The sequence below is a fragment of the Rhodococcus sp. HNM0563 genome (genome assembly GCF_012726195.1).
GTDB lineage: Bacteria > Actinomycetota > Actinomycetes > Mycobacteriales > Mycobacteriaceae > Rhodococcus.
On sequence record NZ_JAASAF010000001.1, the window covers coordinates 30,448 to 44,330 of the forward strand.

General features: G+C 64.9%; 17 protein-coding genes. 14 read left to right on the forward strand and 3 right to left on the reverse strand.

The window, feature by feature from the left end; genetic code table 11:
- The first annotated feature begins 216 nt into the window (after positions 1 to 216).
- Genes secY through map form a run of 3 tightly spaced genes read left to right on the forward strand, consistent with a single transcriptional unit; the run spans position 217 to position 2,887 of the window.
- Entirely contained in the window at positions 217 to 1,530 is a 1,314-nt protein-coding gene (gene secY, locus HCA61_RS00150) for a preprotein translocase subunit SecY (protein WP_169685544.1), read from the forward strand.
- Positions 1,527 to 2,072, forward strand: a complete 546-nt coding sequence (locus tag HCA61_RS00155) for an adenylate kinase (protein WP_169685546.1) — start codon at positions 1,527 to 1,529, stop codon at positions 2,070 to 2,072. The genes secY and HCA61_RS00155 overlap by 4 nt, the downstream gene beginning before the upstream one ends.
- Before the next feature lie 17 nt (positions 2,073 to 2,089).
- Complete coding sequence (gene map, locus HCA61_RS00160; protein WP_169685548.1) at positions 2,090 to 2,887, forward strand: type I methionyl aminopeptidase; 798 nt, start codon at positions 2,090 to 2,092, stop codon at positions 2,885 to 2,887.
- Here map and dtd read toward each other — a convergent pair whose 3' ends face one another.
- Positions 2,888 to 3,325 (reverse strand): D-aminoacyl-tRNA deacylase, encoded by a 438-nt coding sequence (gene dtd / locus HCA61_RS00165; protein WP_169685550.1) that lies wholly within the window; start codon positions 3,323 to 3,325, stop codon positions 2,888 to 2,890.
- Between the two features lie 186 nt (positions 3,326 to 3,511).
- Between dtd and infA the strand changes: the two genes are divergently transcribed.
- The 9 genes from infA (at position 3,512) to HCA61_RS00210 (ending at position 9,305) form a co-directional block, all read left to right on the forward strand.
- Positions 3,512 to 3,733 (forward strand): translation initiation factor IF-1, encoded by a 222-nt coding sequence (infA, locus tag HCA61_RS00170; RefSeq protein WP_006554587.1) that lies wholly within the window; start codon positions 3,512 to 3,514, stop codon positions 3,731 to 3,733.
- A 91-nt stretch (positions 3,734 to 3,824) separates the two neighbouring features.
- On the forward strand, positions 3,825 to 3,938 hold the full coding sequence (gene rpmJ / locus HCA61_RS26100; RefSeq protein ID WP_003938068.1) for a 50S ribosomal protein L36: 114 nt from the start codon (positions 3,825 to 3,827) through the stop codon (positions 3,936 to 3,938).
- 207 nt (positions 3,939 to 4,145) lie between these two features.
- The gene (gene rpsM, locus HCA61_RS00180; protein ID WP_169685552.1) at positions 4,146 to 4,514 is read left to right on the forward strand and encodes a 30S ribosomal protein S13; all 369 of its coding nucleotides are present in this window, start codon (positions 4,146 to 4,148) and stop codon (positions 4,512 to 4,514) included.
- Complete coding sequence (gene rpsK / locus HCA61_RS00185; RefSeq protein ID WP_169685554.1) at positions 4,514 to 4,927, forward strand: 30S ribosomal protein S11; 414 nt, start codon at positions 4,514 to 4,516, stop codon at positions 4,925 to 4,927. The genes rpsM and rpsK overlap by 1 nt, the downstream gene beginning before the upstream one ends.
- Positions 4,928 to 4,954: 27 nt before the next feature.
- Entirely contained in the window at positions 4,955 to 5,560 is a 606-nt protein-coding gene (gene rpsD / locus HCA61_RS00190) for a 30S ribosomal protein S4 (RefSeq protein ID WP_054715397.1), read from the forward strand.
- Positions 5,561 to 5,704: 144 nt separating this feature from the next.
- Positions 5,705 to 6,763 (forward strand): DNA-directed RNA polymerase subunit alpha, encoded by a 1,059-nt coding sequence (locus tag HCA61_RS00195; RefSeq protein WP_054715400.1) that lies wholly within the window; start codon positions 5,705 to 5,707, stop codon positions 6,761 to 6,763.
- A 30-nt stretch (positions 6,764 to 6,793) separates the two neighbouring features.
- Complete coding sequence (gene rplQ / locus HCA61_RS00200) at positions 6,794 to 7,354, forward strand: 50S ribosomal protein L17 (RefSeq protein WP_169685556.1); 561 nt, start codon at positions 6,794 to 6,796, stop codon at positions 7,352 to 7,354.
- A 5-nt stretch (positions 7,355 to 7,359) separates the two neighbouring features.
- Positions 7,360 to 8,268 carry a tRNA pseudouridine(38-40) synthase TruA gene (gene truA, locus HCA61_RS00205; protein WP_169685559.1) on the forward strand — a complete coding sequence of 303 codons (909 nt, stop codon included), beginning with the start codon at positions 7,360 to 7,362 and terminating at the stop codon, positions 8,266 to 8,268.
- An 11-nt stretch (positions 8,269 to 8,279) separates the two neighbouring features.
- Complete coding sequence (locus HCA61_RS00210; protein ID WP_240958876.1) at positions 8,280 to 9,305, forward strand: alpha/beta hydrolase family protein; 1,026 nt, start codon at positions 8,280 to 8,282, stop codon at positions 9,303 to 9,305.
- Positions 9,306 to 9,728: 423 nt separating this feature from the next.
- Here the strand turns inward: HCA61_RS00210 and HCA61_RS00215 are convergent, their stop codons facing one another.
- Positions 9,729 to 10,871, reverse strand: a complete 1,143-nt coding sequence (locus tag HCA61_RS00215; RefSeq protein ID WP_169685563.1) for an acyl-CoA dehydrogenase family protein — start codon at positions 10,869 to 10,871, stop codon at positions 9,729 to 9,731.
- Positions 10,872 to 10,941: 70 nt separating this feature from the next.
- Here HCA61_RS00215 and HCA61_RS00220 point away from each other — a divergent pair, with 70 nt between their 5' ends.
- Together HCA61_RS00220 and HCA61_RS00225 are read left to right on the forward strand one after the other, a co-directional pair.
- A complete protein-coding gene (locus tag HCA61_RS00220) occupies positions 10,942 to 11,523 on the forward strand; it encodes a TetR/AcrR family transcriptional regulator (protein ID WP_169685565.1) in 582 nt (193 codons plus the stop codon).
- A gap of 19 nt (positions 11,524 to 11,542) precedes the next feature.
- Positions 11,543 to 12,130: an NAD(P)H-dependent oxidoreductase gene (locus HCA61_RS00225; RefSeq protein WP_169685567.1), complete on the forward strand. Its 588-nt coding sequence runs from the start codon at positions 11,543 to 11,545 to the stop codon at positions 12,128 to 12,130.
- Positions 12,131 to 12,267: 137 nt separating this feature from the next.
- Here the strand turns inward: HCA61_RS00225 and eccE are convergent, their stop codons facing one another.
- Complete coding sequence (gene eccE, locus HCA61_RS00230) at positions 12,268 to 13,869, reverse strand: type VII secretion protein EccE (protein WP_247274687.1); 1,602 nt, start codon at positions 13,867 to 13,869, stop codon at positions 12,268 to 12,270.
- Positions 13,870 to 13,883: the final 14 nt, after the last annotated feature.

Below are 13,883 nucleotides of genomic sequence, written 5' to 3' on the forward strand. Positions count from 1 at the left end.
GCCGCGGTGCAGTCGATGACTGCGCCGCGGCCGTTCGCGTATCTCTGTGCTGCCGTACGCTTGTGACGTACTTGCAGCGCGTTGCGCCTCCTCGTCGTCCCGCGGATGATCCTGACCGGTGGCCGTCGGGGTGCGCACTGTTAGAGTTCTAGAGTTGTCTACTGTCCGACGGGCCCATCCGGCCTGTCGCTCCCGATCGGCCTGCCAGGAGGATTCTTGCTTTCCGCCTTCGTCTCGGCCCTCAGGACACCGGACCTGAGGCGGAAGATCCTCATCGCCCTCGGGCTGGTGGCTCTGTACCGTCTCGGCGCCTCGGTGCCGTCCCCGGGCGTCGACTACGGAAACGTCCAGGCGTGTGTCGACCAGCTCGCCGGCAGTGAACAGGCCGGCATCTACTCCCTGATCAATCTGTTCTCGGGTGGTGCCCTCCTTCAGCTGTCGGTGTTCGCTATCGGCATCATGCCGTTCATCACCGCGAGCATCATCGTGCAGCTGCTCACCGTCGTGATCCCCAGATTCGAAGAACTCCGCAAGGAGGGGCAGGCGGGTCAGGCCAAGATGACGCAGTACACGCGTTATCTGGCTGTGGCGCTCGCCGTCCTGCAGGCAACCGGCATCGTGGCGCTCGCCGCCCGAGGGCAGCTGCTGCAGGGCTGCTCCGAGCCGATCCTGGCCGACGACAGCGTCTTCGGCATGGTCGTGATCGTCCTCGTCATGACTGCGGGCGCCGCGGTGGTGATGTGGTTCGGCGAACTGATCACCGAACGCGGTGTCGGCAACGGCATGTCGATCCTGATCTTCGCAGGTATCGCGTCCGCGCTGCCGAGCGAAGGCCGGACGATCCTCGAATCCCGAGGTGGTCTCGTCTTCGCGATCGTGCTGGTTGTCGCGCTGCTTCTCATCACCGGCGTCGTCTTCGTCGAGCAGGGACAACGTCGTATCCCGGTGCAGTACGCCAAGCGGATGGTGGGCCGCCGTATGTACGGTGGTTCGTCGACTTATCTGCCGCTGAAGGTCAACCAGGCCGGCATCATCCCGGTGATCTTCGCGTCGTCGTTGCTGTATCTGCCCAACCTGATCGCTCAGCTCACCGGCGCGACCACCAACCCCGAGCCGAGCTGGTGGCAGCGCATCATCAACGAATATCTCGTCAACCCGAACAACCCGGTCTACATCGCGTTGTACTTCGGATTGATCGTGTTCTTCGTGTTCTTCTACGTCGCCATCACGTTCAATCCGGAAGAACGCGCCGACGAGATGAAGAAGTACGGCGGCTTCGTCCCCGGTATCCGGCCGGGCAGGCCCACCGCCGAGTACCTCAGCTACGTGCTCAACCGAATCACGGTTCCCGGCTCGATCTACCTCGGTCTCATCGCAGTACTTCCGAACTTCTTCTTGTCGGGCGGCCAGACCGCCAGCAGCATCTTCGGCGGCGCAGCGGTGCTCATTCTCGTCAGTGTCGCGCTGGACACTGTCAAGCAGATCGAAAGTCAATTGATGCAGCGCAACTACGAAGGGTTCCTCAAGTGAGACTTGTACTCCTCGGTCCTCCCGGTGCCGGCAAAGGCACACAGGCCGCAATCCTGTCCGAGAAGCTCGGCGTTCCCGCCATTTCGACCGGCGATCTCTTCCGCGCCAATATCGGGCAGGGCACCGCGCTCGGCTTGGAAGCCAAGAAGTACATCGATGCCGGAGATCTCGTCCCCGCGGAGATCACCAACAACATGGTGCGCGAACGGCTTGCAGAGCCCGACGCCGCCAACGGATTCCTTCTGGACGGGTTCCCTCGTAGCGTCGAGCAGGCCGAGGAACTCGGCAACATCCTGAAGAACCTGTCCACTTCTCTCGACGGTGTGCTGTCGTTCGTCATCGACGAGGACGTCGTCGTCGGTCGCATGCTCGCTCGCGGTCGTGCCGATGACACCGAAGACGTCATCCGCAACCGTCTCCGGGTCTACCGGGAAGAGACCGCGCCGTTGCTCGACCACTATGCAGATGTCCTCATCACGGTCGACGCTGTCGGCGAGGTCGACGAGATCAACGCGCGCGCACTCGCGGCGCTCGGCAAGTAGACACAGGAATTTTCGGTATGGGTTTCGGGCGCAAGCGCAAAGTGGTTCCGTTCCGCACTTCCGGCGAGCTCGACGCGATGGCGGCCGCTGGTGCCATCGTGGGCGCCGCGCTCGTAGCGGTACGAGATGCGGCCAAGCCGGGCGTGAGCACCCTGGAACTCGACCGGGTGGCGGAAGCGGTGATCCGTGATGCGGGTGCCGTTCCGTCGTTCCTGGGATACCACGGCTTCACCGGCTCGATCTGTTCGTCGGTCAACGACCGGGTGGTGCACGGCATCCCTTCGGCAGACGAGATCCTGGCCGAGGGTGACCTGGTGTCGATCGACTGCGGAGCGATCCTCGACGGATGGCACGGCGATTCCGCCTGGAGCTTCGGGGTGGGGGAGTTGTCCGCTGCCGACTCCGACCTCAGCGACGCGACGCGCCTGTCGATGGAAGCGGGTATCGCCGCGATGATCGCGGGTAACCGCCTCACCGACGTATCCCACGCGATCGAAAAGGGCACACACGCCGCAGAACGTCTGCACGGTCGTCCGTACGGCATCGTGGACGGCTACGGTGGGCACGCCATCGGCCGCGAGATGCATATGGACCCGTTCCTCCCGAACGAGGGCAAGCCCGGCAAGGGTCCGCAGCTCGTGGTGGGTTCGGTGCTCGCGATCGAGCCGATGCTCACCCTCGGCACCCACGAGACCGTCGTCCTCGACGACGAGTGGACCGTGGTGACCACCGACGGGAGTCGTGCGGCGCACTGGGAGCACACCGTGGCTGTCACCGAGGACGGTCCTCGTATCCTGACTCTTCGCGCGGAGTAGTCACACCTCGACGAGCAGGGTGACCGGGCCGTCGTTGACGAGGCTCACTTCCATGTGGGCACCGAACACTCCGGATTCGACATGTGCACCGAGTGTGCGCAGCGCCGAGATGAACTCGTCGATCAAGGGTTCGGCCACGGGTCTGGGGGCTGCCGCCGACCACGACGGACGTCTGCTCTTCCGGGTATCCGCCATGAGGGTGAACTGGCTCACGACCAGCAGCGGAGCATGCAGGTCCGAGGCAGACTTCTCGTCTTCGAGAATCCGCATCGACCAGACCTTGCGTGCGAGTGTCGCGGCTTTCGCTGCGTCGTCGTCGTGGGTGACACCGACGAGGACGAGCAGACCGTGACCGCCGTCCGGGGGCGTGATCCGCGCGACCTCCGCTCCGTCGACCGTGACGGATGCAGTGGTGACCCGTTGAATCAGCGCACGCACGTGTGCCTCCTTACATCATTGCCATTTGGCCAGGTGAGAAAGTTCCCGTAATATCGATCGGTGGTGCGCGCTGCGCTCCGGTCGGTCTGCGTCGACGTGGTCTTCGCAAAGGAGATCCGGGGATGCCGAGCGTCACGGTATCGGATACCGATGCAACCACACGTCGAACAACGGATCGCGGAGGATATGGCTAAGAAGGACGGCGCAATCGAGGTCGAGGGTCGGGTTATCGAACCGCTTCCCAATGCGATGTTCCGCATCGAGCTGGAGAACGGCCACAAGGTGCTGGCCCACATCAGCGGCAAGATGCGGCAGCACTACATTCGTATCCTTCCCGAGGACCGGGTTGTCGTGGAGCTTTCGCCCTACGACCTCACGCGTGGACGCATCGTCTACCGCTACAAGTAACAGGCTTCCCCGGCCGGACGGTCGGGGAAAAACATGTCTCCGGAAGGGCTACGCCGTATCCGGAGGCGCACATACAGGAGATCGGACGCACGTGAAGGTTCAGCCTAGCGTCAAGAAGATCTGCGAGAAGTGCAAGGTGATCCGTCGTAACGGTCGGGTCATGGTGATCTGCGAGAACCTGCGTCACAAGCAGCGTCAGGGCTAGATCCACCTTCCTCGCGAAGATCTGCTTGGCAACAAGCAAGAAGACCTTCCAGTACCAGTCGCACGGTTACGATCCGCGATTCGTCGCGGAGCTGTGCGATATACCCCCGGTTCGGAGGCCGGGGCCCCACTGTGTTTGTCACTACACAGTTTCTTACGCAGGGGACGGGCTGGGAGCAGACCTCCGCACACCGAATAGGAATGCCACATGGCACGTCTCGCAGGTGTTGATCTTCCCCGCGAAAAGCGGATGGAGATCGCACTGACCTACATCTACGGCATCGGCCGTACCCGCTCCAAGGAGATCCTCGAGGCAACCGGCGTCAGCCCGGACCTGCGCAGCAAGGATCTGTCCGACGAGGATCTCTCGAAGCTCCGCGAGTACATCGAGGAGAGCTACAAGGTCGAGGGTGACCTTCGTCGCGAGGTCCAGGCGGATATCCGTCGCAAGATCGAGATCGGCTGCTACCAGGGCCTGCGACACCGTCGTGGTCTGCCCGTGCGTGGACAGCGCACCAAGACCAACGCTCGTACCCGTAAGGGCCCGAAGCGCACCGTCGCAGGAAAGAAGAAGTAATGCCTCCCAAGTCACGCACCACCGGTCCGAAGAAGACCCAGAAGGCACGGCGCAGGGACAAGAAGAACGTCCCGCACGGCGCTGCTCACATCAAGAGCACCTTCAACAACACCATCGTCTCGATCACGGATCCTCAGGGCAACGTGATCTCCTGGGCGTCCTCGGGCCACGTCGGCTTCAAGGGCTCGCGCAAGTCGACTCCGTTCGCCGCGCAGCTCGCCGCCGAGAACGCTGCCCGCAAGGCGCAGGAGCACGGTGTCAAGAAGGTCGACGTCTTCGTCAAGGGCCCGGGTTCGGGCCGCGAGACCGCGATCCGCTCCCTCCAGGCCGCAGGCCTCGAGGTCGGCACCATCTCCGACGTCACGCCCCAGCCGCACAACGGCTGCCGCCCTCCCAAGCGTCGTCGCGTCTAACAACGGGAAAGGAAAAGGTTCTAAGTCATGGCACGTTATACCGGTCCCGTTACCCGTAAGTCGCGTCGTCTCCGCGTCGACCTGGTCGGAGGCGACCAGGCCTTCGAGCGTCGCCCCTACCCGCCCGGCCAGCACGGCCGCGCGCGGATCAAGGAGAGCGAGTACCTGCTCCAGCTGCAGGAGAAGCAGAAGGCACGCTTCTCCTACGGCATCATGGAGAAGCAGTTCCGTCGCTACTACGAGGAAGCAGCCAGCCGCCCGGGTAAGACCGGTGAGGTCCTGCTGACCATCCTCGAGTCGCGCCTGGACAACGTCGTCTACCGTGCCGGCCTCGCGCGCACCCGCCGCCAGGCCCGCCAGCTGGTGTCCCACGGACACTTCCTGGTCAACGGCAAGAAGGTCGACATCCCGAGCTACCGCGTCTCCCAGTACGACATCATCGATGTCCGTGAGAAGTCGCTGAGCACGCTGCCGTTCCAGATCGCGCGTGAGACCCAGGGCGAGCGCCCGGTCGCCGCGTGGCTGCAGGTCGTCGGTCCGCGTCTGCGGGTGCTGGTCCACCAGCTGCCCGAGCGCGCGCAGATCGAGATCCCGCTGCAGGAACAGCTCATCGTCGAGTACTACTCGAAGTAAGAGCGCTTCGTGCTCTGTGGTCGGAGCTTCGTGCTCTGGCCACCGGGCACTTCGTGCCGTGGTGTCCTCCTTGCCTTCTCGGGCGGGAGGACACCACACCACCACTAGGGCGTCAAATAGCGGACGCCCACAAGGAGGCAACTCATGCTCATCTCGCAGCGACCCACTCTGACCGAAGAGGTCCTCGCCGACAATCGGTCGAAGTTCGTCATCGAGCCGCTCGAGCCCGGCTTCGGCTACACGCTCGGCAACTCGCTTCGTCGCACCCTGCTCTCCTCGATCCCCGGTGCCGCCGTCACCAGCATTCGCATCGACGGTGTGCTCCACGAGTTCACCACGGTTCCCGGTGTCAAGGAGGATGTCACCGACATCATCCTGAATCTCAAGGGCCTCGTGGTCAGCTCGGAAGAGGACGAGCCGGTCACCATGTACGTCCGTAAGCAGGGCCCGGGCGTCGTCACCGCAGCGGACATCGTTCCGCCGGCCGGTGTCGAGATCCACAATCCCGATCTGCACATCGCCACCCTGAACGACAAGGGCAAGCTGGAGGTCGAGCTCGTCGTCGAGCGCGGTCGCGGCTACGTCCCCGCCGTCCAGAACAAGGCATCCGGCGCCGAGATCGGCCGTATCCCGGTCGACTCGATCTACTCGCCGGTGCTCAAGGTGACGTACAAGGTGGAGGCCACCCGCGTCGAGCAGCGCACCGACTTCGATCGGCTGATCCTCGATGTGGAGACCAAGAACTCGATCGCTGCACGCGATGCACTCGCGTCGGCAGGCAAGACTCTTGTCGAGCTCTTCGGTCTGGCTCGTGAGCTGAACGTCGAAGCAGAAGGCATCGAGATCGGTCCCTCGCCCGCCGAGGCCGACCACATCGCCTCCTTCGGACTTCCGATCGAGGATCTGGACCTGACGGTCCGGTCCTACAACTGCCTGAAGCGCGAAGGTGTTCACACCGTCGGCGAGCTGGTGGCACGCACGGAATCCGACCTGCTCGACATCCGCAACTTCGGTCAGAAGTCCATCGACGAGGTCAAGGTCAAGCTGCACTCGCTCGGCCTGTCGCTGAAGGACAGCCCCGCGTCCTTCGATCCCAGCAGTGTTGCCGGCTATGACGCCGCCACCGGTACCTGGAGCGACACCGACGCCGGGTTCGGCGACACCGACGGCAACGAGGACTACGCCGAGACCGAGCAGCTGTAGCAGCTCACGGTCCGTTACTAGGAGAAAATCATGCCCAAGCCCAAGAAGGGCGCCCGCTTCGGCGGGTCGGCCTCGCACCAGAAGGCGATCTTCGCCAACCTGGCCACCGCGCTCTTCGAGCACGGCCGCATCACCACCACCGAGGCCAAGGCCAAGGCCCTGCGCCCGTACGCCGAGAAGCTCGTCACGCACGCAAAGGCCGGCACGCTGGCTTCGCGTCGTGAGGTGCTGAAGGTCATCCGCAACAAGGACGTCGTGCACGCCCTCTTCGCGGAGATCGGTCCCTCGTTCGAGGACCGCAACGGCGGCTACACGCGCATCATCAAGACGATGCCGCGCAAGGGCGACAATGCGCCCATGGCGATCATCGAGCTCGTGCGCGAGAAGACGGTCTCGTCCGAAGCCGATCGCGCTCGGCGTGTGGCGGCTTCGCAGGCCGCACCGGCTGCCGAGGAGAACGTGGTGGAGGCCACCACGGCCGACGCCACCGACGCCGAGGTCGAGAACGCCGATGCTGTCGTCGAGGCGATCGAAGACACCACCGCAACGGCCGCTGACGCGACCGAGGCGGACGAGGCCAAGAAGGACTAGTCCACTTGGTTTCGGCACCAGCTGAATCGAACGAGCCCGTCGCCCCGTTCAGGGACGGCGGGCTCGTCGCATCGGACACCCCCGGTGAGCACCTCACGCGCCTTCGGCTCGACATCTCGTACGACGGAACCGATTTCTCGGGTTGGGCCCGTCAGCCCGGCCGCCGCACCGTGTGCGGTGAGATCGAAGAGAAGCTGTCGGCCATCGTGCGGGCACCAGTGCTTCTCACCGTGGCCGGACGCACCGATGCCGGTGTACATGCGAGGGGGCAGGTCGCCCACGTCGACGTGCCCACCGAGGCGCTGCCCGACGACCCGTCGCGTTGGGTCCGTCGTCTCGCGCGGTTCCTCCCACGCGATGTCCGAGTCACGGGGATATCGGTTGCGCCGGAACATTTCGATGCGCGTTTCTCCGCGGTCCGCCGTCATTACGAATACCGCGTGACAACGGCCGTGTACGGAGCCGACCCGCTACGTGCCCGCGACACCGTTTCCTGGCCGAAGAGCGTCGACCTCGGTGCGATGCAGAGCGCCTCCCGGTCATTGTTGGGACTTCACGATTTCGCGGCATTCTGCAAGCGGCGCGAAGGCGCGACCACGGTTCGTGAACTCCAGCGCTACGACTGGATCCGGTCCGGCGACATTCTCACCGCGCATGTGAGCGCCGACGCGTTCTGCTGGTCGATGGTTCGCAGTCTCGTCGGCGCGGCGCTGGCGGTGGGAGAGGGTCGCCGCTCGGTCGAATGGATGACCGCTCTCCTCGACGAACGTCGACGCGCTGCCTCTGTCGCAGTCGCTCCCGCGCACGGTCTCTCGCTCGTTCGCGTCGACTACCCTGCTGATGAGGATCTTGCTGCACGCAATTCGGAGACACGGGAGACGCGCGGGCCGATCGCCCGTGGCTGCTGCGGATGAGGGGAACGACCTTGGCTGGAACACGGTATGCGTTCGCAGCGGCTGTTGCGGTCACGGTCGTCGCGATGACAGGTGGCCCCGCGCCCGGCACCGTCCATGCCGACACCCCGCCCGCAACGGAGACCGGGACCGCTGAATACGGTGTCGCCACACTCGAGCGTGTGGACCGGCGTTCCGACCGTGACTGGTCTCTGTTCGTCTACTCCGCAGCGATGGAGCGCACGATCGAGCTTCAGGTGATCCGTCCCGCCGACACCAGCGCCGCGCGTCCGGTGCTGTATCTGCTCAACGGCGCCGGCGGTGGTGTCGACGACGCCACCTGGCGCAAACAGACCGATGTCATGGATTTCTTCGGCGACAAGGATGTCAATGTCGTCACGCCGGTAGGCGGTGCGTTCAGTTATTACACCGATTGGCTTGCAGACGATCCGGAGCTGGGTCGCAACATGTGGACGACATTCCTCACCGAAGAAGCACCGCCGATAGTCGACGCTGCCCTCGGTGCGAGCGGTCGAAATGCGATCGCGGGTGTGTCCATGTCGGCAACATCGGCGCTCGCGCTCGCCGAGCATGCGCCGAATCTGTACGCGGCCGTCGCATCGTACAGCGGTTGTGCCGAGACTGCGACGGTCGAGGGCAGCCGCTATGTCGAGATGGTGGTGGGCCTCGGCGGTGGTGACGTCGAGAACATGTGGGGACCGATCGATGGTCCGTACTGGGTGGAGCGGGATGTGATCCGCAATGCCGAGCGGCTGCGGGGAACCGCAGTGTTCGTGTCGTCGAGCGGGGGACAACCCGGCGTGCACGAAGCCCGCGCGTGGGATGAACACGGACCCGCAGTCATACCCGACATAGCGCTGCTCGGGGTGATCGAGACCGCGGTGAGTAGGTGCACGGACAGGCTGCGCACCGAGCTGGATGGGCTCGGAATCGAGGCGACCTACTCGACCCGCGCCGAGGGAACCCACACGTGGGGATATTGGGAAGACGCGCTGCATGAATCCTGGCCCCTGCTCTCGGAGGCCATGAGCGCCTGACCGCACTATCTGCGGCGTGTCACCCCCGGGGTGCGAGGCGACACGCCGCTGTCACCCGTAATGCGGGCCCGTGCGCCGGACGGTCCGGTGGGCAGGACGAAGTCTGCTCGTGCGAACACTATCTTGCCCGAGCGCGTAGGAGTTGTGGTGAGCCCTCAGAGGAGGATGCCCAAGCCGGCGAGCAGAGTGAGCAGGGTGGCGCCGAGTGATCCGAGAACCATGGTTTCCTCCTTCGTTCGGTGAGCCTCGGCCCGGTTCGGACCTGAGGGGGCGGCCTCGGCCCCCGATGGGGGGTGAGGGCCTCGGTCGCCCACCACAGACATACCCCACCTTGGCGGTATCAATCCTCGGTTGCGTCGAAATCTGGAGGGAGGTGGGCTGTCTCGTTCCGTGAACTCCTGCCCGATGGGGCTACGGCGCAGGTCAGCCGGCCAGTGACCGGGCAATCACGAGACGCTGGATCTGGTTCGTGCCCTCGAAGATCTGGGTGATCTTCGCGTCGCGCATGAACCGCTCGACGGGAAAGTCACGTGTGTAGCCGTACCCACCGAGGACCTGTACGGCGTCGGTCGTAACCTTCATCGCGGCGTCCGTGGCTACCAGCTTTGCGACCGAGGCCTGACGTGAATAGGGAAGACCTGCGTCCTTACGTCGAGCGGCATCGATGTAGGTTGCGCGCGCGGAGTCGACGGCGGCAGCCATGTCGGCCAGAACGAAACCGAGACCCTGATGGTCGATGATCGCCTTGCCGAAGGCCTTCCGCTCCTTCGCGTATGCGGTTGCTTCGTCGAGAGCGGCCTGAGCGAGTCCGGTCGCGACGGCAGCGATGCCGAGTCGTCCTGAATCGAGAGCGCTGAACGCAATGGGAAGGCCCTGCCCCTCGGCGCCGATGCGACGCTCGGCGGGAACGAAAGCATCGTCGTAATGGGCTGCGGTGGTCGGGATCGCATGCAGGCCCATCTTCTCCTCGGGCTTCCCGAAAGTCAGGCCGTCAGTTCCGGCGGGCACCAGAAAACAGGAGATGCCCTTGCTGCCGGTGTCGCTCGTCCGCGCGAACAAGGTGTAGAAGTCCGCTTTGCCGCCGTTGGTGATCCACGCCTTCGAGCCGTTGATTCGATATCCGCCTGGGGTCGCCTGAGCCCGGCAGGTCAGGGCCGCTGCATCGGAGCCGGCCTGCGGTTCGGACAGGCTGTAGGCGCCGATGGTCTCGCCACCGAGCATGTCGGGAAGCCACTGGGATTTCTGCTCGTCGGTGCCGTGCGTCGCGACTGCGAAGCACGACAGGCCGTGCACGCTCACAGCGACGGCGACTGCTGCCCACCGTGCGCCGAGCTCCTCGAGAACCTGGAGGTACACCTCGTACGGCTGATTTCCGCCTCCGAACTCTTCGGCGTAGGGGAGGCTGAGCAGTCCGGCTGCGCCGAGCGCGGGGAACACACCTTCCGGGAAGGTCTCGTTGCGTTCGTGTTCGACGACGCGGGGTGCGAGTACTTTGTCGGCGACGTCGCGTGTGAGCTCGATCAGGTCGTAGGCCTCGGGGGTGGGTAACAGGCGCTCGACGGGCACGGCGGAACTCCTCGCAGAAGACGGATACACAAAATAGTACTAGGAGTGATACTGCAGTACTGTATCGAGTATGGCAAGAGTAGGGGTACGGCGCACCACTGCACGGCAGGCGCAACTGTTCGACCAGCTTGTCGAGTTGTTCCTGGCCGAAGGATTCGCGCACTTCACTCTCGAGGACATTGCAACTCGTCTGCGGTGTTCGAAATCGACACTCTATGCCCTCGCCGAGAACAAGGACCGACTCGTCTACGCCGTCACCGTCCATTTCTTTCGCGGCGCAACCGAGCGTGTCGAAGCCGACATCGCGGACGCCGCAGGAGCCGAGACGCGCATCCGCACCTACCTCGAATCCGTCGGCAGGCAGCTCGAACCCGCATCGGCCCGCTTCATGGAGGACATCGCCGCAACACCGGTCGCGCGGGAGGTGTACGAGCGCAACACCCGCCTCGCAGCCGGCCGGATCCGGGCACTGATCTCGGACGGCGTCGATGCCCGCGAGTTGCGCGACGTGCACGCGGCCTTTGTCGCCGACGTCATTGCCACAGTGATGGTGCGTATCCAGCAGCGGCAGGTGGCGCAGCAGACCGGTCTCGACGACGCGCAGGCCTATCGCGAACTCGCGGCGCTTCTGACCCACGGTATGACGACCTGAGGCACCTTACGATCGGGGCATGGACCAGAAGCTGCAGGTACCGATCCGGCTCGGGATCATCGTGGCGAGTGTGCGTGAGGGCAGGGTCGCCCCTGTCGTCGCGAACTGGTTCGCCGAGGCGGCGAGACGCTATTCGACGGTAGATGCTCAGGAGTTCGACATCGACATCATCGATCTCGCTCGGACGCCGTTACCCCAAGAGCTTTCGGGAGGATCCGAAGTCGAGGCGTTCACGCGGCGGATCGATGCGGCGGAAGCATTCGTCGTGGTCACCTCCGAGTACAACCACGGTTATCCGGCAGCGCTCAAGACAGCCATCGACAGTGTCAAGCATGAATGGCGCGCGAAGCCGGTCGGATTCGTGTCCTATGGCGGGCTGTCCGGTGGGCTCCGTGCGGTCGAGCAGTTACGGCAGGTCGTCGTGGAGGTTCATATGGTGCCGGTGCGGGAGTCCGTGAGCTTCCACCGCGTCAAGCACGCCTTCGACGCAGACGGTACGACGCGCGATGGTGCGGCCATCGACGCCGCCGAGCGGATGCTCGGGCAGCTGGAGTGGTGGGTGCACGCAGTCAGGTGTGGCCGGAGATCACGCCCGTACCCGGGCTGACCGCACCGTAGTCGGCGCAAGCCCGGCCGTTCACGGTCGGGAGGAGGTCGGGAACGGTGTTCGAAGCGTCGTCACATGGATCGACGACCCATGCCGTGCGCGGATGCTCACCGCGAAGATGCTCACCGCGAAGATGCTCACCGCGAAGAGACGGACTCCATGGTGCGGGGGCGTCCGATGTGGGCGGACTCGGCCGCGATGGTGACGAGCGTCAGTGTCATCCGCTTTCGATGTGTGGTGAGCACAATCCGATTGCCGAATCCGTTCGGCTGTTCGATGGCAATGGTGGGAGATTCGCGGGGCCACTGATCCGGGTGTGCATGCACGTGGATCGTGCCGGGGTGCCGCCTGCCGGTCGGCCGTACTCCGTCGAAGACCACGGTGTCGAACTCGCGGTCGTCGGGATACTCGCCGGCGATCCGCAGTCGATCCGGTGATGCGGCACCGTTCAGCAGTGGGCGCCAGGCATCGGCGCGATCGGTGTGGATCACCACGCGCGCACCGACCGCCACCGCGCGGAATACGATCTGCTGCGCGAGATACAACTCGCCCGCCACATGGACCGAGTCCACTCCGGGGCCGGTGAGGCGTACCGCGACTGCTCGTCCGGACTCGTCCGAGCCGATCAGCTGACCGCAGCCCGCGACGGGCAGTGCCAACTCGTCGAGAGATCCACGACCGACGCTGCGCAGATCGGTGATGTCCTCGAGTCCGTTCGCCGCATACGGCAGGGATGCGAGCAGCACTTCACGCTCGCGCCCGTGGACGGTGCGCACACCGGAGGCGAGCGGTGCCTCGTGGGTGCGGGTGGTGTACCGGACGAGGCCTCCGACCCGTGTCGTGCCGAAGGACCCGGGGCGCATGCGCACCGTCACCGTCGACGACAGTGACGGGTGGGTCCAGATCTCGGTCAGGGTGCGCGCGTCGAGTCGCCGCGGATCGAGTACCCCACCCGTGCTGTAGCCGGTGGGAAGGCGGACATGACGCCAGGACTCCTCTGCCGTCAGCGGATCGGCGCCGTGAGTGATCCGGAGGGCAGCAGATCGGATCTCCTGTGCGGTCAGCAGCCTTGCCTCGCAGCCGGAATCGCTCAGCGCACGCACCACTCGCCGGGCCGACGCAGTGATCGTGCGGGTCGCGCCTCGGGCGCCACCGCCGCGCCGGTCCACGGCGTCGCGACACGTCGACGCATCGAGGCGTAGTGCAACCCACACCGTGCGCATCGCGGCAGCAGGCAGGGGGCCGATCAGCTGCGCATAGACCTGCCCCGCGGGCGTCGCGTCCAATACGCGTCGACCGTGGACGACGACATCGATTCCGTCGAGGGTCACGTCGTGTCGGCGCAGGCAGCCGGAGAGCGCGCCCAAGGGCAGAGTCAGCGACGAGTCGGCACGATCTCGTGCCAGCAGTGTGATGACCCCAGCAGGTGCGAGCACCTCGACGACCGCAGTTACTTGTGTTCCGTCCCAACGTAAACCGATCGGCCGGCCGGTCGGCTGTGCTGCATCGCGGATCTCCGCGCAGGCGTGTGCTCTCGGAAATCTGTACCGCAACAGCGTCATCGCAGCGTCGATCACACCGAGGCCGCGGACCCGGAGAAGCATGAGAACCGCGGTGGCAGCCGCTGCGGCGGCTGCCGCCCATGGGGGCGCACCCGACACGGCCACTGCGATCCAGACCACGAGTGCAGCGCACTGCGCCATGACGATCCGTGAGATGAGGCGGGGCCGTTCGTACACGGATCTTTCCCGCA

What these genes read in the sequence shown, in the direction of transcription:
- map (WP_169685548.1), top strand. Translation starts at nt 2,090, where the DNA reads ATGGGTTTCGGGCGCAAGCGCAAAGTGGTTCCGTTCCGCACTTCCGGC.
- infA (WP_006554587.1), top strand. Translation starts at nt 3,512, where the DNA reads ATGGCTAAGAAGGACGGCGCAATCGAGGTCGAGGGTCGGGTTATCGAA.
- rpsM (WP_169685552.1), top strand. Translation starts at nt 4,146, where the DNA reads ATGGCACGTCTCGCAGGTGTTGATCTTCCCCGCGAAAAGCGGATGGAG.
- rpsK (WP_169685554.1), top strand. Translation starts at nt 4,514, where the DNA reads ATGCCTCCCAAGTCACGCACCACCGGTCCGAAGAAGACCCAGAAGGCA.
- rpsD (WP_054715397.1), top strand. Translation starts at nt 4,955, where the DNA reads ATGGCACGTTATACCGGTCCCGTTACCCGTAAGTCGCGTCGTCTCCGC.
- HCA61_RS00195 (WP_054715400.1), top strand. Translation starts at nt 5,705, where the DNA reads ATGCTCATCTCGCAGCGACCCACTCTGACCGAAGAGGTCCTCGCCGAC.
- rplQ (WP_169685556.1), top strand. Translation starts at nt 6,794, where the DNA reads ATGCCCAAGCCCAAGAAGGGCGCCCGCTTCGGCGGGTCGGCCTCGCAC.
- HCA61_RS00220 (WP_169685565.1), top strand. Translation starts at nt 10,942, where the DNA reads ATGGCAAGAGTAGGGGTACGGCGCACCACTGCACGGCAGGCGCAACTG.
- HCA61_RS00225 (WP_169685567.1), top strand. Translation starts at nt 11,543, where the DNA reads ATGGACCAGAAGCTGCAGGTACCGATCCGGCTCGGGATCATCGTGGCG.